The sequence below is a fragment of the Dokdonia sp. Hel_I_63 genome (genome assembly GCF_007827285.1).
Taxonomy (GTDB): Bacteria; Bacteroidota; Bacteroidia; order Flavobacteriales; family Flavobacteriaceae; genus Dokdonia.
The window spans coordinates 1142310-1163521 of record NZ_VISD01000001.1 but is presented as its reverse complement, the minus strand read 5'-3'; the positions used below and the strand labels follow the sequence as shown (position 1 = coordinate 1163521).

Below are 21212 nucleotides of genomic sequence, written 5' to 3'. Positions count from 1 at the left end.
CAATATACCTGCAATGTTAAGGGAATGATAAAACTAAGCCGAAACATGTGTCACAAAACAGAGTTCTAGCATTTTATAAAGTTCCGGGTGTTTTCTTTTAAACAATGCTGGACGTTCAAAGAAGTACTCAGAAGCCACGGCAAAGAATTCTATCTCGCTAGTACCTCCGTATTTCCTTATATCTGACTTATCATTATTTATAGCATCCATCTCCTTATACATAAGGTCTAACCAAGGAGCAATGTTTTCTTTACCGAGCAGATATTCTGGTATGCCATCAGTTACTCCATCCATCTTATCTAGCAGGTGCACAAATTCATGAACCGCAGTATTTCCTTTGTCAGTTTTATTTGTAAATCCAAACACTAGCGCTTTACGCGATAAAATCATATGATTCTCAAACTGCCCAGACCCCACCATACCACCTATGATACGATTTTCTCCCTCAGAGTGAAACTCTAAGTCTGCATTAAAATAATCTGGATATATCAAAACCGTGTCAAGATTATTATAGTGCCAGTCTCCAAAGTTAAATATAGGAATCACCGCACTCGCAGCGACAAATATCTTATCTCTATCTGTAAGCTCAAATTGAACAGCTTCCACATTTACCTCCGCTAGAAAAGCCATCATTCTCTTTTTAAAAAACGCTTGCTTTTTTGGAGTTAGTTTCTGGTAAAACAACACCTCATCACTCAATATCTTATCCCATACCGCAGGAAATTCTTGTGGGATACGCTTTCGCGAAAGCGTAAAAAGACCAAAGCCCATAAAAATAAAAAGAGCTACTCCAGCTATAAATAAAATCATTTGCTAAAAATACACCATCCTACTCTTGCTCGCTCATAAATTGTATAATCTCATCATACCTATTATTTGAACCAAAAATATATTGAGTAATCATAGGAACATGCTTTTTGTCTAGCGTGATCCTGCGTGCATTTGGTTGAAATTTAACAAGCTCTTCTTTAAAGCGATTATTTGCTACCGTAATAGATGGATACGTTTTACTGCCTACATAACTGAGTATAGGTGGCGTTTCATCATTTATGAAATATATAGGCGATGCATCTTTCCACAGCTCAGGATTAGTTGTCCATGTAGTGTCATAATTATTACTTACCTCTGGCTCGTTCTCGCTCAAGTAATGATACATATCAAGCCCCGCAGCATCATTGAGAATAATTCCAGAAATATCTTCTTGATTAATATTATACTTAGGATTCATTACCGCCAGTGCAACAAGGTGCCCACCAGCGGAATGTCCCGTCACAAAAATCTTATTTGGATCTCCTCCATAACGAGCCGCGTTTTCCTTTGTCCACGCTATTGCTTCTGCGATTTGAGCAGCTTGATCATCATAAGTAGCATTAGGACTTAAGGTGTATCCTGGCAATACAGCAAGTATATCTTTTTGAGCAAAATTACGACCTAACCACCAGTATATTTCTTTTTTACCTTGATTCCAGTTACCTCCGTGTACATAGATAATTACAGGAACTTTCTTATTATCGCCAGAAGGCTCATAAATATTAAGCGTAGGTGCCTCAAGATTTTCTGCTTGACTAGTAGTTATAGTTTCCGCTCCTAGATAAGAGATGTTTTTATGTTTAGTACTTGAACAGCTCAACATTGTTACACTTAGGATTGCAATTGTTATATAGATATATAGACGCATATTTTTTTGAGCGAAGCTACTTTAGAATATTGCAAATGCGTGTTAAGCATTTGGTAAGTAAATATTATAATTGTCACAATTAGTGAGAAGGATGAGATATACAGATATCTTTCGTGTGAGCGACCTAACACAGCTTCCGATACTAAAAATTAATCCAATTTCGCATACATTGAAAAAACACTATCATAAGGATTAACAAAATGCTCCGAATTTCTTTCATAAAAGTTTTTTGGAGATTCAAAACCTTCAATTATGTATGCTTTACGCACTAGAATACTTAGCCTCTTATTTTTAAAAACCGTCCATATAAGATCTTCGTCATAACTAGGGTCTACAAAGCTATCTGGGTTTTTTATTAGCCCCTCCCTGTATGGCTGCAACATGCCCCCAAGATCCATAAACTCTATTAATTGCCCATCCTCTAGACTCATCCATATAAATTTTCGATGAAGCCAGCCTATTCTATATGAAGAACCATATATTCTACCTCCCTTATATCTCTCATCATAATCGTCGAATATTTTAAAGTTTTTTGTAATTGACATCTTAAAGTAAAAATGTCGCTTAATTTTTACTAAGTCTAAATCTGTTAAGTCATCTACTTTTAATGGAGCTTCGATAGGGTCTAGATAAAAATTGAATTCTTTAACTTTTCTAGAGATATTGAGATAGAGCTGGTTATCTATTATTTTAAAATTAGAAGGAACATCCAAATAATTAGGAGTCCAAAATAAATCTTTCACAGATTGAGGTAAAACGAAACCACCGCAAGAATACCAGCTCTTTAACTATTTCATAGGATTCTCCTCCTCTGATTTGGGACCAGCAATTGATGAATTTTGTATTTGAGTAGACGGTCCCATGAGAAAAGCCCTCTACAACGAAGTAATCATACTTCATACCCTCTTTACTATAACTTTTCCTATTCAATTTTAATAAGTTTATTAATTAGACGATTTTTTTTGCATTCAAAAACTTTTTCGAGGCAAAAGCTATTTATCTCATGATCGCTAAAAGATTATATTCGATTTTACATAGCGCATAAAAAAGTACGCAATATCTCTCAAATACCAATTAAATCTCAAACTCATCTAAAAACAAAAAACCCGATCAAAAGATCGGGTTTTTAGTGGTGCCTCCAGGAATCGAACCAGGGACACATGGATTTTCAGTCCATTGCTCTACCAACTGAGCTAAGGCACCTAAATATTTTTAGGTTACTTACGTTTGTAACTCGAGTTTTCTAATTATTATTAAGATAACCTCTAGTAGCTTTCGTAAGCGGTTGCAAATATAAAACCTTTCTGAACTCTGGCAAGTATTTTTTCAAATAAAATTCATTTTTTTTGAAATTAATTTCACACCGACAATCATGTAAATCTCATTCAAAATCATAAACTATCTGTTCCTCATACACTTCCGATGGCAAAAGGATTGTTGAAGGAAAATGTGAATGTGATGGAGAATTTGGAAAATATTGTGGCTCTAAGCACAATCCCGGACTTTCTAAAGCTAAATAGCCTTTTTTACCACTAGCAAGCATAATAGATTTTGCACTAAAAAATTGTAATCCTGGTTGCGTGCAATGCACTTTTAAAGTAATATCGCTATCTGGAGCCCACACCTGAGCTGCAAGCCTGAGTTTATTGGGTGTTTTATCTAACGCATAGTTTAAATCAAATCCTTCGTCAGCATCTCCCACGGCTTTCACTTCAGTAAAATCATATGGAGTGCCCGCAACCGGCAATAAGTGACCCGTAGTTATCATATTACCATCCAGCTCAGTATACGAGGCGCCATGTATTTGCAACTTATGATGTACAACAGCCTTCTTTACTCCACTACACAAGTTAAAATAATCATGCCTGGTGAAGTTTGCGATAGTTGGCTGGTCTGTAGTAGCACTTAATTGCATTTCTAGTCGTAGGCCCACAAGCTTAAAAGTAATTTGAACTTTCAAATTACCTGGGAAACCTTGATCACCATCTTCACTATCTAGAGAAAGCTCTAAGCTGTCATCCTTCATTACTGCATCCCAGACACGTTTATCAAAACCTTTAATACCTCCGTGAAGTTGGTTCTCTCCTTCATTTACTGATAACGCTATTTTTTTACCTTCAATAACCACTTCTTTCTTAAGTCTGTTTGCATTGCGCCCTATAAAACTCCCTAGATACGGATGTGGAGCTTCATACTCTTGTAAAGTATCAAAACCTAAAACAACATCTACTGTACCAGCAGTTTCATTTGGAACGTACAGCTTTTGGATAGTTGCTCCATATGTGAGTACCTCAACGCGCAATCCGAGCGGGTTTTCTAAAATAAATTTAAAAATTTCTTCACCGCTAGCTGTAAAGCCAAATGATGTTTTAGTTATAGTCATATTAATGGTCTGTATGCTAATGTACATCTAGAATCCTGTGTCATCAAAACTTCAATCTAATTTTCTACGTAAGTAATTGGGAGTGGTTACGATTAAAGGTATATTCGTGTGTTTACACAACAATGTTATTATGGCAGATCAATATTACGACCCAAAAGATTTAAGAAAATTCGGAAAAATTACGGAGTGGAGTGAAGAGTTAGGAACTAAGTTTTTTGACTACTACGGTAAAGTTTTTGAAGAGGGAGCACTCACTGCGCGTGAGAAATCGCTCATCGCGCTTGCCGTTGCCCACACAGAGCAGTGCCCATATTGCATAGACGCATATACTAAAGACGGCCTACAGAAAGGAATCACTAAGGAAGAGATGATGGAGGCTGTACACGTAGGTGCCGCTATAAAAAGTGGTGCGACGCTAGTACACGGCGTGATGATGATGAATAAAGTAAATAAACTAGACGGATAGTTTTACGCTTTCGCGAAAGCGTACTCATACAGATTTCCAACCAAAAGAAATCAACACTACAAACGACAAACATTTTTAAATGTCAGCAACAAAATCACTGAAGAAAGAAGGTAGCGAACTCGCACAAGCAAACAAGCAGATAGAAATTTTATCTAATGGTATTTTTAAAGATGAACTACCTACGTTTGCTAAGAAAATAAAGGAGACCAACCAGCTACCGTTACGCCCTAACAAGCTAGAAATACTCCAAATTAACGTGGGGTACATGTGCAACCAAGTGTGTGATCACTGTCACGTAGATGCTGGCCCAGATCGCAAGGAGATTATGACTTGGGAGACTATGGAGCAATGTCTCGAAGTGATACGCAATACTGGTGCTCACACGCTAGATCTTACTGGTGGCGCTCCAGAGATGAATCCGCATTTTAGACGTTTTGTAGAAGAAGCGAGTAAGGCGGGGATTAAAGACTTTATTGTGCGTTCTAATCTTACTATTATACGTGCAAATAAAAAGTACTACGACCTTCCAGATTTCTTTAAAAAACACAACGTACACGTCATCTCATCTATGCCACACTGGACACGTGGAAAGACAGATAAGCAACGCGGTGATGGTGTTTTTGATAAGTCTATAAAAGCATTACAAGAGCTTAACGAGCGTGGCTACGGTATGCCAGGAAGCGACTTAAGACTAGACCTAGTTTACAATCCATCTGGAGCTTTCTTACCGGGAGACCAAGCAAGTATGGAGAAGGATTTTAAAAAGGCACTTATGGAGGATTTTAATATCCAGTTCCACAACCTTTTTGCAATCACAAACTTACCTATAGCACGATTTTTAGATTACCTCATCGCATCAGAAAACTATGAGGATTATATGTATCAACTCGTAGAGGCATATAACCCTGCCGCAGTAGAAAATGTAATGTGTAAAAACACAATCTCAATAAGCTGGGATGGTTATTTATTTGATTGTGATTTTAATCAAATGCTAGAATTGCCAGTCGCGAGTAGTGTAAAGCACATAAAAGATTATAATGAAGATTTACTTAATGATCGCAATATTATGATCTCTCAGCACTGTTATGGTTGTACTGCAGGAGCAGGAAGTAGTTGTCAAGGAACCGTTGCTTAATACGTAGAAAATCACGACACCAAAAACCGCCATACTCATATTTGCTCAAACAGCAACTACAGAAGCTTCTCGTAAGAAGCTTGGGCAGTCTGTGGCTTTATTTAAAGAGCTCAATAGGCAAACTATTACTACGGCACGCAAGACAGGAATCCCCTACGTTCTTTTTTCTGAAAATGAGCAGGTAGGGAACACCTTTGGCGAGCGTTTTACAAATGCGCTTACAACAGTTTTTGAAAGTGGTTATGACCAAGTTATAACCATAGGTAATGACACTCCGCACCTTACGGCGGGGCATATTCTTTTAGCGCAAGAAAAGCTTAAACAGTCTACGCTTGTTATTGGCCCCAGTACAGATGGCGGTTGTTATCTAATGGGGATTAAAAAGAACCATTTTAAGCCTGAGCAGTTTAAAAATCTACCGTGGCAGTCTAGTAAACTGGGTGCAATTATTTCTGATACGCTTTCGCGAAAGCATACAAACCTTTACCTCCTTGAGACGCTCTCAGATCTTGACACATTTGCAGATTTACAGCAGATTTTAAAAGAGGCTTCTACATTATCAAAAAGAATATTACAACTTATACAAAACATAGTAAATCAAGGTGTTTCTCTTGGTTATTACACTACCAACCGATTCTTTGAGTCGCTCACTAAAAGCCACTTTAATAAAGGTTCACCGTCATTAGTTCGTATTTAGATCTTGTAAGCCACAACAGTTTACAGTTATTCTTAGATTTTCTTATTTACCAACTAATACACTCAGATGAAATCATTTTATCTTAGTATGCTCTTGCTTTTTACAGCAAGTTTGTATGCTCAAACTACCGTTACCGGAACCGTCACAAGCGCAGAAGATAACACTACAATACCTTTTGTAAATGTCCTTGTAGAAGGCACAAATCAAGGAACTATTACAGACGAAAATGGTGCTTACTCCATCACCATACCTACGGATGCATCCGTTTTAAAATTCTCTTCGCTCGGTTATAGCTCACAATTAATTACTGTAGCTGGCAGAACGCAAATAGACGTAACACTAAACATCTCGCAGGAGGGACTTGACGAGGTGGTAGTAACCGCTCTAGGCGTAAAACGCAACACAAGAGAACTAGGTTATACAGTACAAACCATCAATGCAAAAGATATAGACGAGGTAAAGTCTGTAAACTTTCTGGACAACCTTTCTGGTAAGCTTGCTGGTGTCACCATCACGCAAGGCGCAACCGGTGTAGGCTCTTCATCACGCATAAGCATACGTGGAGAAGCTTCGTTTTCTAATAACAATCCGTTGTTTGTAGTAGATGGTGTAGCTATTAACAACAACACTGTTTTTAACTTCACAAATGAAGCAGCCGCAGGTTTTCAAGAAGTAGATTTTGGGAACGGCGCAATGGAAGTAAATCCAGATGATATTGCTTCTGTTTCTGTACTTAAAGGCCCAAGTGCAGCAGCACTATACGGTACGCGTGCGTCAAATGGAGTCATTGTTATAGAAACTAAAGATGGTAGCAAGAAAAAAGGACTTGGTATAAGCATTAACTCTTCTATCTTTTTTGACAGTGCTTTCCAACTTCCAGATTTTCAAAACGAGTATGGTCAAGGACAAGGAGGCGTTTTTGAATATGTAGATGGCCTCGGAGCAGGAATCTCAGATAACATTACGTACTCTTGGGGACCTAGGCTAGATGCTGGAAATTTAATTCCGCAGTTTGATAGTCCGGTGACACTTGCAGATGGAACGATTGTACGTGGTGGAGATACGGCTTTATACAATGGACTTGCCATCACTCCTACTGAATTTAGGTCAAACCCAGATAACCTAAAAGACTTTTATGAAACTGGTGTAACCACCATAAATAACGTATCTGTCTCTAGCGGATTTGATAAAGGTGATTTCCGTATATCTTTTACAGACCTACGTAGTGAGTCTATCATCCCTGGTGTAAACTTAGATAGACAAACCATCGCAACAAAACTCAACTTTAAGCCCACAGACAAAACTAAAATTAAGGCGAGCATTAGTTATGTAAATTCTGGTAGTGATAACCGCCCATCAAACGGATACGGAAGTGAGAATGTAAATTACTCACTCGTAGCCTGGGGACCTCGCTCTCTTAATATAGACAGCCTACGTGATTACTGGCAGCCAGGTTTAGAAGGCGTGCAGCAGTATTCTTTTAACTACACCTTCTTTGATAATCCATTTTTTATTTTAGAAGAAAACAGAAACTCTTTTAACCGTGATCGCGTTTTTGGAAACATTGCCCTTACACAAACACTCGCCAAAAATCTTGACCTTACCATACGCACAGGGATGGACTACAGTAGTGAGAAACGACAGTTTTTAAGAAACTTTAGTTCTAACCGTTTCCAGAATGGTGGCTATGCTGAGCACGATGTTTTTTATCGTGAGATCAACACAGACTTCTTACTTAACTATGACAATAAGTTTGGCGACTTCTCGCTAGATGTAAGTCTTGGAGGTAATCGCTTATCACAGGTAGCTTCTACAAAACAAGTGCAAACTACAAATCTTGCACAACCAGGCATCTTTAACCTTAACAATGCTGCATCACCTATAGAAGCATTCCAATTTGAATCTGAAAAGCGTATCAACTCATTTTACGGAGTGGCAAAATTGGGCTACAAGAACTTTTTATATCTAGATGTTACTGGACGTAATGACTGGTCAAGCGCACTTGCAACACCTTTTAGTGCAGATAACACTTCGTTTTTCTATCCTTCGGCTAGTTTGAGTTTTATAGGATCTAACGTTTGGGAACTTCCAGAAGCGATAAGCTACTTGCAACTAAGAGCAAGTGTTGCTCAAGTGGGTAATGACACTAATCCTTTCCAAACTTCTGGAGCGTTTATCGCACAAACTCCTTTTGAAGGGCAGCCCACCTTTAGCGCACAAAACTTTATCCCTAATGCAAACCTAAAACCAGAGCAAACTACATCGTACGAGATAGGTACAGACATACGTTTCTTTAAAGACAGGTTTAATATAGACTTCACCTACTACAACGCCCTTACCAAAGATCAGATTATCTCCTTACCTATTGCTATTTCCTCAGGCTTTAATCAGCAGGTGGTAAATGGTGGTGAGGTACGCACTTCGGGTATCGAGGTCATTGCAGGCATCACTCCTATCGTAAATGAAAACTTTAGATGGAACACGACCTTTAACTTCAGCACCAATAAGTCTGTAGTTGAGAGTCTACCGCAATCTGATGGTCGTCTTACGCTTGCCTTTAGCCGTATTTATGACAGCGCAAACCAGACCGTATTTTTTCAAGTAGAAGAAGGCGGGGAAGTTGGCGATATTTATGGAACAGGCTACCTACGTAATGACGATGGTGATTTTATCATTGATAATAATGGTCGCTTTATTGCAGATAACAATCTCAAGAAAATAGGAAACTACACCGCAGATTTTAATCTAGGGTGGAACAATGATTTCCGTTACAAGCAGTGGAGTGCCTCTTTCTTATTTGACTGGCGTCAAGGTGGGGATATTGTCTCTAGAACGCGAGCGCTAGGTAATGTAGGCGGCCAACTAGCAGAAACAGCTTTCCGCCCAGAAGAGGGAATTATAGCACAAGGAGTTGTAAACACAGGTACTGCGGCAAATCCAAATTTTGTTCCAAACACCACGGCAGTTTCGGCAGAGAGTTATTACCGTCAGTTTTATGACCGTAACCACGAAGAAAACAACATTTATGACGCATCATTCTTAAAACTTCGTCAGTTTTCTATAGGATATTCATTCAAGCTTAAAGATGGATTTATCGGTCTTAAAGAAGGTGTAGACGTCAACCTTTCACTTATAGGGCGCAATCTTTTTGCTATTACAGAAAATCCACATTTTGACCCTGAGCAACTCGCAGTACAAGGACAAGGATTTGTAAGCGGTGTAGAAGATTTGAGCTACGCTACAACAAGAAGCTTCGGATTTAAGGCAGGATTTAACTTTTAACGCTTTCGCGAAAGCGTAACATAAAACATTACAAATGAAACAATTTTTATACATCACTTCCCTCCTGCTTTTACTCGGAATGAGCAGTTGCACAGAAGATTTTGAAGAAATAAACACCAACCCAAATGACCCCGTAAGCGTGCAACCTAGCTTGTTATTGCGACAAGTTATTTATGACTACGGAGAGCAAATGAGCTATGAAGGTTTTGTGGCTGGAGATTTACTATCGCAGCATAGAACGGCTCTTGACTTTAACCTCTTTGATCGTCACGCTTTGAAATCACCTCAGTTAGGTGGAAATCCTTGGCCTATATTTTATACGAATTTAAGAGACAACGAGATTATCTTACAGCAGGCGCAAACTAATGTGACCTTTGCCGTGTATGAAGGTCCTGCACTTATCTTAAAGGCTTATATCGCTGCTGGGCTTACAGATCTTTTTGGCGATGTTCCTTACTCAGAAGCGTTTAATGGAATAGATGGGACGGTAACGCCAGCTTATGACACGCAGGAGGCGATATATACTGGAGCAAATGGTATTCTGGCAAATCTAGATGCAGGAATTGCTGCTATAGAAGCTTATGAAGATGTGATCCCGCTAGAAGGAGATATACTTTATGGTGGTGATTTACAAGCTTGGGTACGCTTTGCAAACAGTCTTAAAATCAAACACCTTTTACGTATCTCAGATCGTGTAGATGTAAGTGCAGATTTACAAGCGCTGGTTAATGAGGACAACTTTATAACTAGTAATAGTGATAATGCTGTTTTTAACTTTAGCAATACAGAGCCTAACAGTTTTAGACTTGCACAATTGCGTGTGGGCGACTTTAACAACTTTGTGCTCTCAGAAACGATGGAAACAATTCTTGTAGACCTTGAAGACACGAGGCTTAGTACGTTCTTTAGACCAGCATCAAATACTGACGATTTTAACGGGCTTATAAATGGAATAGATGCAACCTCAACGGCTGCCGTGCTAGGAGACTTATCGCTTGCAGGTACTGCTTTTAGAGAAGATACCTCTGTGCTAGATGCCAACTTTATGACGGCTTGGGAAACTTCGCTAGCTCTAGCCGAAGCTGCCCAGCGCGGACTTATCACCGCAGATGCGCAGGCACTTTATGAGAATGGTGTCACTCTCGCTTTTGAATACTGGCAAACACCATTACCAGCAGATTATCTTACTGGTAATGCTGCTTTCAATAACGCAGATAGTTCGCCGCTAGAGCAAATACTTACTCAGAAATGGATTGCAAACATCATAAACGGCTATGAAGGTTGGATAGAATATAGACGTGCCGGTTTTCCTGCGTTTATGGATGTGCAAGCAAGTCTCAACGACGGTTTAATTCCCGTACGTATGCCTTACCCATCTGAAGAAGAGGCGCTCAATGCAGATAATTATCAGACAGCATTTGATGCCACAGATGGCAATAGCCTTAATGTACGCGTGTGGTGGGATGTAGATTAATGAATTGTGGGAGGGTACTGCGGACATCTCCCCTAGCCCCTCTTCAAAGAGGGGAACACAAGAACCAAGCTTTTGCAAAGCAAAAGCGATTACAACTAGTTAAGTAATTACTATATGAATGTAGAAATCTGGCAATGGGGATTAATTATAGCATCGAGTGTGTTGATGTTTGTGCTGTCCCCGCTTGCCAAAAGTCCTGATGAGTTTTTTAAGGCTACGCATCGTAAGAAGTCTCCTAATGTCTGGATGCTTACGGGTAGTCTCATTATCTCGTGGATTTTTGCAAAGAGTATAACCAATGCTGCCAACTTAGGCCTGAGTTTTGGTATTGTGGGTGGTGTGGCTTATGCGGGTTACTACCTCTCCTTTGCTGTGGCTGGTGTGATTATCTACCATATGCGCTTGCAAGGTGGGTTTACAAGTATACATCAGTTTCTGACTTCTCGGTTTGGAAAAGGAGCGATGCGCTTATTTTCTGTGCTTATTGCCATTAGGCTTTTTAATGAGGTGTGGAGTAACACGATGGTGATAGGTTCTTATTTTGGAGAAATGGGAAGTGCTCCTTACTATTGGGCGATTCTTGTATTTACCATACTCACACTGGCTTATGCGCTCAAGGGCGGATTGAGCAGTTCTATATTTACAGATGTGATACAGATGGGATTATTTTCCATACTGCTATGTGTGATTTTATGGAGTATATTTTCGGTAGATGATTTTAGTGTGAAGGAAGTTGCAACTTCTGGAACGTGGAGTTTTGATCTTGGTCTTAATTTACTTTTTGCAGCCTTGTTGCAGTCATTTTCATATCCTTTTCACGATCCTGTATTAACAGACAGAGCTTTTTTAAGTTCGCCTAAGGTTACTCTACGTAGCTTTCTAATCGCCTCGGTATTGGGAGCAGCTTGCATTATCTTATTTAGTGTAATAGGTGTGTATGCCCAGTCACAAGGAATGGCAGGTCAAGCCGCTGTAGAAGTGGGTAAAGCTTTTGGCGTAGTCATATTACTAGTGATCAACTTTATTATGATTACCTCGGCGGCATCTACGCTAGATAGTACATTCTCCTCATTTTCAAAGCTACTTTCAGTCGATTTGAATTTGGGTAAAAATCTTTCGTTTGGGAGATTATCTATGGCGATTATTGCTGTTTTAGGAACCATTCCAGTATTTCTTAATGCAGAGATTTTGAGTGCAACAACCATATCTGGAACGATGGTTATTGGACTTACGCCAGTATTTTTATTTTGGCGAAAGCCAGCCCCAAAAATTAGTTATTACTTGAGTGTAGTGACGGGTATTATTTTTGGCTTCATATTAGTTTTTGATGCCTTACCATTATCATTACAATTTACAACAGGATCTTATGCTGCGCTACTCTGGACCAACGTCTGGGGCATCACAGCCTGCACCTTATTATACCTCATACCGCGATGGATAAAAAGATAAAAAACATAGGCAAGCTCACTGGTAAAGTTCTCCTTTATGGCGGTGTGTATAGCAATCTACAAGCGCTAGAAAAACTAAAATCTATTGCAGAGCAACAAGGGATTGCTCCAGAAAATTGCATCTGCACCGGAGACATTGTGGGTTATTGCGCGCAGCCAGAAGAAACCGTTCAACTCTACAAAATATGGGGAACACACGGTATCGCTGGTAATGTAGAAAAGCAACTGAGTGAGGGCGCAGAAGATTGTGGATGTGACTTTAGAGAAGGATCGCGTTGTGATGGTTTTAGCCAGCTGTGGTATCCATACGCACAAAGCAAGCTCTCTAAGAATTCGCTAGAAACCTTAGAAACGCTTCCAGAACATATTACATTTACCTATACTGGTAAAAAGGTGACGGTTGTACACGGCTCATATAATCATATTTCTGAATTTATATTTAAATCTACGCCTTGGGAAATAAAAGGCTCAAATTTTGATACAACCCAAAGTGATGTGATCATTGCGGGACATTGCGGCTTGCCTTTTCATACGGAGCAAGAAGATAAACTCTGGCTCAACCCTGGCGTGATTGGGATGCCAGCAAATGACGGCTCTACCGAAGTCTGGTATGCCATTCTAGATGACACTTCTGGCAATCTTAGCTATGAACATCATACATTTGCATATAATTACAAGCTCACGAGCCAGTTAATGCAAAACGGCTTACTGCCAGAAGAATATGCACGTACCATCGTAACTGGCATCTGGGACAACACAGAAATACTGCCGCCTGTAGAAAGTGGCTTGCAGGGATTTGGTATAAAACTATAAGACGTGAACACTAAGAATATCGCTTACATATTACTTCTATTGGTTTCGGCAGCTTCATTTGGACAGTCAGATATGGATGTGCTCTTAAAACAGTACAACACGCGCTCTGTTCCTTATATTTCTGTGCAAGAACTCAAGATGGAAATAAGTGATTATTTAATTTTAGACACTCGTAAAAAGGAAGAATTTGATGTGAGTCATATCCCTGGAGCAGTGTGGGTTTCTGAGAAAGTGAATGATAGTATGTACGCTTTCGCGAAAGCAAAAAAAGATCAACCTATCGTCGTTTATTGCTCTGTAGGGATACGCTCAGAAGATTTTGGCGAGCGACTAAAGAAAAAGGGATTTACAAACGTTCAAAACCTTTACGGAAGCATATTTGCTTGGAAAGATGAAGGCTACGAAATTGAAAACAATAAAAATCAACCAACCGACTCTGTTCACGTATTTTCCAAAGTATGGGGAAAGTATTTAAAAACAGGACATAAAGTTTACTAGATGAATAAATATATACCACTCATTTTTATAGGACTCACCATAGGAGGATTTGCTTTACTAGCCTATCATCTTACTAATGAGACATCCACTTGGAAAGACTATCTTTCTAGCATTCTCATTATTATTGCAAATATTGGGATGTTTATAGCCATTAAAAAAAGTGACCAGTGGACAAAAAAAGATGACGAGTAATGACTAGAAAAAAAGTTCTTTTCATCTTTATCATATTTATAATACTATTGATTGTAGTCACTGTAAGCAAATTACATTTTGACAATCTAAGTTGGGCAAATAATTCAAGTATGTACCAGCAACTTATCGTGATGGCGCTCATGTTTATTTATGTTATTATAAATTATAGAAAATTAAAATGACAAAAAACCTACTACTAATATTCACTAGGAATCCAGAACTAGGCAAAGTAAAGAGTAGGCTTGCTAAAGGCGTAGGTGAAGAAAACGCTCTTGAGATTTACAAAAAATTACTCTCACATACTAAGGACGTAGTTGCAACTTTAAATTGCACAAAACGCGTAGGATACTCTGTGCAGGTACGCCCAGATGACATGTGGGATAATGCTATTTTTGAAAAATTTCAGCAAGAAGGTGAAGATCTAGGTATACGTATGCACAATGCATTTGAGCAAGCATTTGCAGATGGGTATGACAATATACTCATTGTGGGAAGTGATCTTTTTGACTTGCGCGCTTCTCACATAAATGAGGCTTTTGACGCACTACAATCTAACTATGCCGTAATAGGTCCAGCGCAAGATGGAGGCTATTATCTACTAGGTATGAGTAAGCTTATAAAAGGAGTGTTTTACAACAAAGAATGGGGCGGAGATACCGTATTTAAAAGCACGATGAATGATCTAGAAACGGCAAATGTTCATCAACTTGAAACCCTCAATGACATTGATTTTGCAGAGGACTTAAAACCATATGCTGAGTTTGCTCAGTATTTACAATAACAAGAAAATTTAATACGTTTAAAAAAACATATTATGGAAAAATACATCATAGAAACCGCAGAATATTTAAAAGGTAAAGGATTTGAAAGTCCCGAAATTGGTATCATTTTAGGTACTGGACTTGGACAACTTATTGATCGTGTTGAGATAGAACACACTGCGAGTTATAATCATATCCCTAATTTTCCAACGGCGACTGTAGAGTTCCACACCGGCAAATTAATTTACGGTACGCTAGAAGGTAAAAAAGTTATCATTATGCAAGGCCGTTTTCACGTGTATGAAGGCTACTCGCTTACAGATGTAACTTACCCAGTACGTGTGATGCACGCTTTAGGTATCAAGCACCTATTAGTATCTAATGCTTCTGGAGCGATTAACCTTGATTTCAAAAAAGGAGAATTAATGCTTATAGATGATCACATTAATCTTCAAGGAGGGTCACCGCTTGCTTTTAAAGGTGTAGAAAAAATGGGAGAACGCTTTGTAGATATGAGCGCACCTTATGATGCTGCTATGAACAATACGCTACGCACTATTGCAAAAGACAATGGCATAAACTTACACGAAGGAGTATATGCATCTGTAGTAGGGCCACAGCTAGAAACTCGCGCAGAATATCGCTATTTAAGGATTATAGGAGCAGATGCTGTAGGGATGAGTACCGTACCAGAAATTATCGTAGCAAATCACTTAAAACTTCCAGTGGTGGCAGTATCTGTTCTTACAGATGAGTGTGACCCAGACAACCTCAAGCCAGTAGATATTTCAGAAATAATCGCAATGGCTGGTAAGGCAGAGCCAGAGATGATTACGCTCTTTACGGGATTGATTAAATCTTTGTAAAGCACGCTTTCGCGAAAGCGGAATCTGAACCTAAAGATATCATCATTACAAACGAACTACTATCTATTTAAACAACGAGTTATGAGTTACCTTAATGCTACAAATGATCTTTATAAGGAAGCAGCACTTACACCAGATGTAGGACTTTGCTGTACTACAAATCCTATTTGGGAATTACCTGGACTAAAGATCCCAAAGATTATGCAGGAGATGAACTACGGTTGCGGAAGCACTGTAAACGCTCGTGATCTTACTAATGAACCTAAAATGCTATATGTAGGTGTAGGTGGTGGTATGGAGCTATTACAGTTTGCATATTTTAATCGTAATACAGGTGGCGTAGTGGGTGTAGATGTGGTGGATGAAATGCTAGAGGCGTCTCGTAAAAACTTTGAAGAAGCAGAAAAATTAAACCCTTGGTTCAAAAGTGAATTTGTAGATCTTCAAAAAGGAGATGCGCTTAACCTTAATGTGGCAGATAACTCAATAGACGTAGCTGCTCAGAATTGTCTCTTTAACATTTTTAAAGCCGAAGATTTAAAACGTGCCATTGCCGAGATGTACCGCGTGCTTAAACCTCACGGAAAGCTTGTAATGAGCGACCCTACTTGTGAGCAGGAAATGAATGAGGAGTTGCGCAATGATGATCGTTTACGTGCGCTTTGTCTTTCCGGAAGTTTACCCATAGCCGAATATGTAAAAGCACTTACAGATGCTGGTTTTGGAACTATTGAGATAAGAGCTCGTAAGCCATATAGAATACTTAATCCTGGAGCATACCCTACAGATGAGCTCATATACATTGAGTCTATTGAAGTAGCAGCAATCAAAGACCCTATGCCAGCAGACGGACCTTGTATTTTTACAGGTAAAGCTGCTATTTATTATGGAGAAGAAGACTTTTTTGATGATAAGCTAGGGCACATCCTTCTTAAAAATCAGCCGTTGGCTATTTGTGATAAAACAGCTGGAGCACTTGCTGCTTTAGGTCGTAATGACATCTTTATAAGTGAGTCTACTTACCATTATGATGGTGGTGGATGTTGCTAGGCCCATACTCATAAAATTACTGCCCTTTTAGGTATTCAAATCTATTGAAACCTTGTAAGGATAATACAAAAGGCACAACTAAGGTTGTGCCTTTTCATTTTTGTAAATTTGTTATTATCACTTTATAATATGCGCAAATACTTAGATACTTTCTTACAATCTTACTCCGACTATTGGAGTTATTTTAAGCGTGAGATTTTCTTTGAGAATAACTGGGATAATTATTTCTGGGGATTAATCATTGTATCTCTTGTAGTCTGGGGATTAGAAATTGCATTTCCATGGCGTAAGAATCAGAAGATCTTCCGTGAAGACTTCTGGATGGACTTATTTTATATGTTCTTTAATTTCTTCTTCCTCAATCTCATCGTATTTATCGCTCTTACAAATACAGCAGCACTCTTCTTTGATGATATTCTGGGCGTTGTAGGATTAGAATTAAGTGATTTCCAACTTTTTGATGTAGACACACTACCTTTTGGCGTAGGGCTTCTCATCTTTTTTATCATATCAGACTTTGTACAGTGGAACACGCACAGAATATTACACAGAGTACCATTTTTATGGAATTTTCATAAAGTGCATCATTCTACAAAGGAGATGGCTTTTGCAGCACAGATGCGCTATCATTGGGTAGAGCCTATTATGTACAAGTCCTTTTTATACATTCCTATTGCGATTATAGGTGGTTTTGACCTTGCATATGTGGCTATCATACATTTTGCCGCACTTACGGTAGGTCACCTCAACCATGCAAACATAGGCTGGGACTACGGACCGCTTAAGTATATTCTCAATAACCCGAAGATGCACATCTGGCATCACGCAAAAGAATTACCTGAGCGTGTAAAGTATGGTGTAAACTTCGGACTAACATTGAGTGTATGGGATTACCTTTTTGGAACTAGTCACGTTCCTCATGATGGTCGTGATATCGAATTAGGATTTGATGGAGATGAAACATTTCCAACGGACTTTGTAGGTCAAATCACCTACCCTCTTTCTGAAAAAGAAAAGTAGGTTATTGCATACGCTTTCGCGAAAGCGAGCTAATCTTAGAAAAAATCTGATGCAAAAATTAGCTTACTTCATATTGACAGTTACATTTCTCACTAGCTGTAGCAGTTCTAAAAGTGTCACAACTCCTGCTGAACCTGAGGTTCCTATGGTGATTACCGAGTCCCGTGTTGAAATACCGCAAACGGTAATTACTGAAACAGAAAAAGTGGAAACAACGATCTCTAAACCAGAGGAAGCCGTTGCAATTGCTGTCTACAACAATGAACCCGAAGAGTTTGTTGAAGTTGAAATTATTGATGAAGTTTCCAATTTCAGTCATGACGCTTTTGATTCCATTTTAAAGAAATACGTTTCTAAAGAAGGTAATGTAAACTACAGTGGTATTAAATCTAACTGGGGTAGTTTACGTGCATATATCGCTTCCCTAGGGCAATCGCTGCCTACAGCAACTTGGTCGCAAGAAGAGAAGCTATCCTACTGGATGAATGCTTATAATGCGATGACGATAGATCTTATACTACGTAATTATCCACTTAAAAGTATAAAAGATATTAAAGATCCCTGGGATCAACGGTTTTGGAAATTAGGTGACAAGTGGTACAATCTCAATGAGATTGAGCATGGGATTCTACGTAAGATGGGCGATGCTCGTATACACTTTGGGATAAACTGCGCTTCTTTTTCTTGCCCGCCGTTGCTTAATGAAGCCTTTACACCGACTAAGGTAGATGCGCAACTAGAGATGCTTTCTCGCAAATTTATTAATGATCCTTCTCGCAATACTATCACAAGTGATCGCGTAGAAGTTTCAAAGATTTTCACGTGGTTTGCCAAAGATTTCAAAACAGATGGTTCACTCATAGATTTCTTAGATCGCTACTCAACGACTTCAATTTCAGATAACGCAAAAGTGCGTTACCGTGATTATGATTGGACATTGAATAAGTAGTAATGTTTTCACAAAACTCACTTAACTGCGCGTTAATGGGTATTGATTTTGCTTTCGCGAAAGCGATATTGTACTCTCAATAAGATATATTATGAAAAACCTCTTACGATCACTTATCATAAGTGCCTTTGCAATCACACTGCAAAGTTGCGCTACACTAGCTGCAGGCGGAATTACAAGTCAAGGACAGCCTACTAAACAAGTAGAAGGAACTCTAACCTCAACTACTGCAAATTCTACTGTAAATGTAGATCACTCTGCCTGGGACAGGCTTCTTAAAAAGCATGTAGACTCAAAAGGAATGGTAGATTATAAAGGATTTGCTAAAGATCAAGAAGCCCTTAATGCATACTTAGATAAACTTGCGAGTCTAGACCCTAATAATGACTGGAGCGTTCAAGAATTGCTCGCTTATTATATCAATATTTACAATGCGTATACCGTAGATCAAATCCTTAAAAATCCAAATGTTACGAGCATAAAAGAAATAGACGGTATTTGGACTAAAGGAATCGTTACGGTGCAAAACAGAAAGCTATCCCTAGGAGGAATTGAGAATGGCGTGCTACGCAAGATGAACGAGCCTAGAATACACTTTGCTATAAATTGCGCTTCTATTTCTTGCCCACCATTATTAAGAGAAGCTTATACTGCTGGAAAGATTAATGAACAACTAGAAAGAGCTACAAAGGAGTTTATAAACAGCGACAAGAATACTATCACAGCAAATAAAGTAGAGCTATCTTCTATTTTCAAGTTTTATACAAAAGATTTTTATAGAGGATCTAATGAAAGTTTAATCCCTTACATAAATAAATACAGTAATGTAGAAGTAAGAGGTGATGCTCTTGTAACTTTCAAAGATTATGACTGGGGATTAAATAACCAGTAAATAAAAACCATCTTTACTCTTTTTCCGTAGATTTGGCAACCATAAATTATTTAATGAAGCCTTCTATTTCGATTGTCATACCAGTACTTAATGAATCTGAAACGATTATTAAATTACTAGTACACTTGAAAGAGAAGGCTTTTTCATGCGATTATGTAAAGCAAATAATTGTAGTAGATGGAGGTAGCAAGGATGACACTTACCATCTTGTAAGCGGCTATAGCGATTGGAATCCTGAGATTACACTGATAAAATCTGAAAAGGGCAGAGCAAAACAAATGAATACTGGAGCGGCCATCGCCACAAGTTCAATTCTTTACTTTTTACATGCAGACTCCTACCCGCCACAAGACTATGATAGGCATATCATTGAACAAGTATCTACTGGTAACCCTGCTGGATGTTTTAAAATGAAATTTGACTCTAGTCACTGGTGGTTAAGACTCGCTGGGTGGCTTACACAATTTAAGTGGAGAGCTTGTAGAGGAGGAGATCAAAGTCAGTTTATTACTGCTGATTTATTTAAGGAGCTCGGCACTTTTGACGAGCGTTATATTATTTATGAAGATAACGACCTTATTAATAAGTTATATGCCAAACGTAAATTTGTGGTGATTCAAGAGTGGCTAACTACCTCTGCAAGACGTTATGATGAAAATGGAGTATGGAAACTACAATTTTACTTCTGGAATATTTATGTGCGTAAATGTTTTGGTGCAAGTGCAGAAGATTTGCATAAATATTATCTCAAGAAAATTTCTTAATCTGTAAAAGAATAAACCCGAACATCTTCCTTTAGAAAATCCAAAGCTCGATCAATTCTTAATTGAACTCTATTAATATAGCTAAACGCACAAAGTTCTCTTAAAATAGTACTATCTATTGAGGCAGTTATTGCAATGCAACATTGCGATACTTAATTTTACTCATATACCTAATATGGTTTAAAAACAATTGATATGAGTTTTATAAATGCAATGCAAGAACGTTATACTACAAAGAAGTATAACGCATCAAAAAATATAGATAGTAAACATATAGATGAGCTTAAGGAAATACTTCGCTTAAGTCCATCTTCCATCAATAGCCAGCCATGGAAATTCACCTTTGTTTCTAACGAAGCTACTAAAGAAAAACTTTCTAAAGTATCGTGGATTAATACCGAGAAAGTCACCGATAGTGATACTGTAGTTGTTTTTAGCAGGATTAATGATCTAGCAGCTTTTGAAAAACAAATAGAAGAAGAACTACCTCAAGGTGCAGTAGATTACTATAAAGAATACCTAAAACCGTTACCTGAGCAAGAAATCAAGGCATGGTTTGACAAGCAAGTGTATTTATCGCTAGGAGTATTATTAAGCGCCTGTGCTGCAATGAATATTGATGCAACCCCAATGGAAGGTATAGAGCCAGAAAATTACGATAATATATTAGATAATAAAGGCTATGCAACGCTAGTAGCTGTCGCAATAGGATATCGCGATGAGGATGACTTTAATCAACCAAGTAAAAAACCAAAGTCAAGAATAGCTTTAGAGAAGGTAGTAGAAAGTATCTAACACACTAGGATTAATACATGAGTATCATTAAAAAAGGAGTCACTTTAAA

At 38.5% G+C, this 21212-nt stretch carries 21 protein-coding genes and 1 tRNA gene; 17 read left to right on the top strand and 5 right to left on the bottom strand.

Translation table 11 applies throughout. From position 1 onward, the window contains the following. Nucleotides 1–33: 33 nt before the first annotated feature. The 5 genes from JM84_RS05165 to JM84_RS05145 all read right to left on the bottom strand — a co-directional run bounded on the left by JM84_RS05165 (nucleotide 34) and on the right by JM84_RS05145 (nucleotide 4061). Entirely contained in the window at nucleotides 34–810 is a 777-nt protein-coding gene (locus JM84_RS05165) for a zinc-dependent peptidase (protein WP_013750114.1), read from the bottom strand. 19 nt (nucleotides 811–829) lie between these two features. After that, on the bottom strand, nucleotides 830–1678 hold the full coding sequence (locus JM84_RS05160; protein WP_013750115.1) for an alpha/beta hydrolase: 849 nt from the start codon (nucleotides 1676–1678) through the stop codon (nucleotides 830–832). 149 nt (nucleotides 1679–1827) lie between these two features. Continuing rightward, entirely contained in the window at nucleotides 1828–2421 is a 594-nt protein-coding gene (locus JM84_RS05155) for a hypothetical protein (RefSeq protein ID WP_013750116.1), read from the bottom strand. Between the two features lie 387 nt (nucleotides 2422–2808). After that, nucleotides 2809–2881 (bottom strand) — tRNA-Phe (locus tag JM84_RS05150). Between the two features lie 178 nt (nucleotides 2882–3059). Further along, complete coding sequence (locus tag JM84_RS05145; protein WP_013750117.1) at nucleotides 3060–4061, bottom strand: aldose epimerase family protein; 1002 nt, start codon at nucleotides 4059–4061, stop codon at nucleotides 3060–3062. 130 nt (nucleotides 4062–4191) lie between these two features. On the opposite strand from JM84_RS05145, the gene JM84_RS05140 reads away from it, so the two are divergent. The 17 genes from JM84_RS05140 (at nucleotide 4192) to JM84_RS05060 (ending at nucleotide 21163) form a co-directional block, all read left to right on the top strand. Continuing rightward, nucleotides 4192–4527, top strand: a complete 336-nt coding sequence (locus JM84_RS05140; RefSeq protein WP_013750118.1) for an arsenosugar biosynthesis-associated peroxidase-like protein — start codon at nucleotides 4192–4194, stop codon at nucleotides 4525–4527. 79 nt (nucleotides 4528–4606) lie between these two features. Further along, nucleotides 4607–5662: an arsenosugar biosynthesis radical SAM (seleno)protein ArsS gene (gene arsS / locus JM84_RS05135; protein ID WP_013750119.1), complete on the top strand. Its 1056-nt coding sequence runs from the start codon at nucleotides 4607–4609 to the stop codon at nucleotides 5660–5662. 91 nt (nucleotides 5663–5753) lie between these two features. Next, nucleotides 5754–6359 (top strand): DUF2064 domain-containing protein, encoded by a 606-nt coding sequence (locus JM84_RS05130; RefSeq protein ID WP_013750120.1) that lies wholly within the window; start codon nucleotides 5754–5756, stop codon nucleotides 6357–6359. 66 nt (nucleotides 6360–6425) lie between these two features. Further along, a complete protein-coding gene (locus JM84_RS05125; RefSeq protein WP_144783059.1) occupies nucleotides 6426–9641 on the top strand; it encodes a SusC/RagA family TonB-linked outer membrane protein in 3216 nt (1071 codons plus the stop codon). A 34-nt stretch (nucleotides 9642–9675) separates the two neighbouring features. Beyond that, entirely contained in the window at nucleotides 9676–11115 is a 1440-nt protein-coding gene (locus JM84_RS05120) for a SusD/RagB family nutrient-binding outer membrane lipoprotein (RefSeq protein WP_013750122.1), read from the top strand. Nucleotides 11116–11229: 114 nt separating this feature from the next. After that, nucleotides 11230–12564 carry a sodium:solute symporter family transporter gene (locus tag JM84_RS05115; protein ID WP_013750123.1) on the top strand — a complete coding sequence of 445 codons (1335 nt, stop codon included), beginning with the start codon at nucleotides 11230–11232 and terminating at the stop codon, nucleotides 12562–12564. Further along, entirely contained in the window at nucleotides 12549–13376 is an 828-nt protein-coding gene (locus tag JM84_RS05110; RefSeq protein WP_013750124.1) for a metallophosphoesterase family protein, read from the top strand. Before JM84_RS05115 ends, JM84_RS05110 begins: the two co-directional genes overlap by 16 nt. 3 nt (nucleotides 13377–13379) lie before the next feature. Further along, the gene (locus JM84_RS05105; RefSeq protein ID WP_013750125.1) at nucleotides 13380–13874 is read left to right on the top strand and encodes a rhodanese-like domain-containing protein; all 495 of its coding nucleotides are present in this window, start codon (nucleotides 13380–13382) and stop codon (nucleotides 13872–13874) included. Then, complete coding sequence (locus JM84_RS05100; protein ID WP_013750126.1) at nucleotides 13875–14066, top strand: hypothetical protein; 192 nt, start codon at nucleotides 13875–13877, stop codon at nucleotides 14064–14066. It begins immediately after the preceding gene. A 178-nt stretch (nucleotides 14067–14244) separates the two neighbouring features. Continuing rightward, complete coding sequence (locus JM84_RS05095; protein WP_144783057.1) at nucleotides 14245–14847, top strand: TIGR04282 family arsenosugar biosynthesis glycosyltransferase; 603 nt, start codon at nucleotides 14245–14247, stop codon at nucleotides 14845–14847. A 33-nt stretch (nucleotides 14848–14880) separates the two neighbouring features. Then, nucleotides 14881–15693, top strand: a complete 813-nt coding sequence (locus JM84_RS05090; protein WP_013750129.1) for a purine-nucleoside phosphorylase — start codon at nucleotides 14881–14883, stop codon at nucleotides 15691–15693. A gap of 81 nt (nucleotides 15694–15774) precedes the next feature. Next, on the top strand, nucleotides 15775–16743 hold the full coding sequence (gene arsM, locus JM84_RS05085; protein ID WP_013750130.1) for an arsenosugar biosynthesis arsenite methyltransferase ArsM: 969 nt from the start codon (nucleotides 15775–15777) through the stop codon (nucleotides 16741–16743). A 129-nt stretch (nucleotides 16744–16872) separates the two neighbouring features. Then, nucleotides 16873–17763: a sterol desaturase family protein gene (locus tag JM84_RS05080; RefSeq protein ID WP_013750131.1), complete on the top strand. Its 891-nt coding sequence runs from the start codon at nucleotides 16873–16875 to the stop codon at nucleotides 17761–17763. Between the two features lie 49 nt (nucleotides 17764–17812). Continuing rightward, nucleotides 17813–18712 carry a DUF547 domain-containing protein gene (locus JM84_RS05075; RefSeq protein ID WP_144783055.1) on the top strand — a complete coding sequence of 300 codons (900 nt, stop codon included), beginning with the start codon at nucleotides 17813–17815 and terminating at the stop codon, nucleotides 18710–18712. Between the two features lie 91 nt (nucleotides 18713–18803). Next, nucleotides 18804–19604 (top strand): DUF547 domain-containing protein, encoded by an 801-nt coding sequence (locus JM84_RS05070; RefSeq protein WP_144783053.1) that lies wholly within the window; start codon nucleotides 18804–18806, stop codon nucleotides 19602–19604. Nucleotides 19605–19657: 53 nt separating this feature from the next. Next, nucleotides 19658–20368, top strand: a complete 711-nt coding sequence (locus JM84_RS05065) for a TIGR04283 family arsenosugar biosynthesis glycosyltransferase (protein ID WP_144783051.1) — start codon at nucleotides 19658–19660, stop codon at nucleotides 20366–20368. A gap of 195 nt (nucleotides 20369–20563) precedes the next feature. Then, complete coding sequence (locus JM84_RS05060; protein ID WP_144783049.1) at nucleotides 20564–21163, top strand: nitroreductase family protein; 600 nt, start codon at nucleotides 20564–20566, stop codon at nucleotides 21161–21163. Nucleotides 21164–21212: the final 49 nt, after the last annotated feature.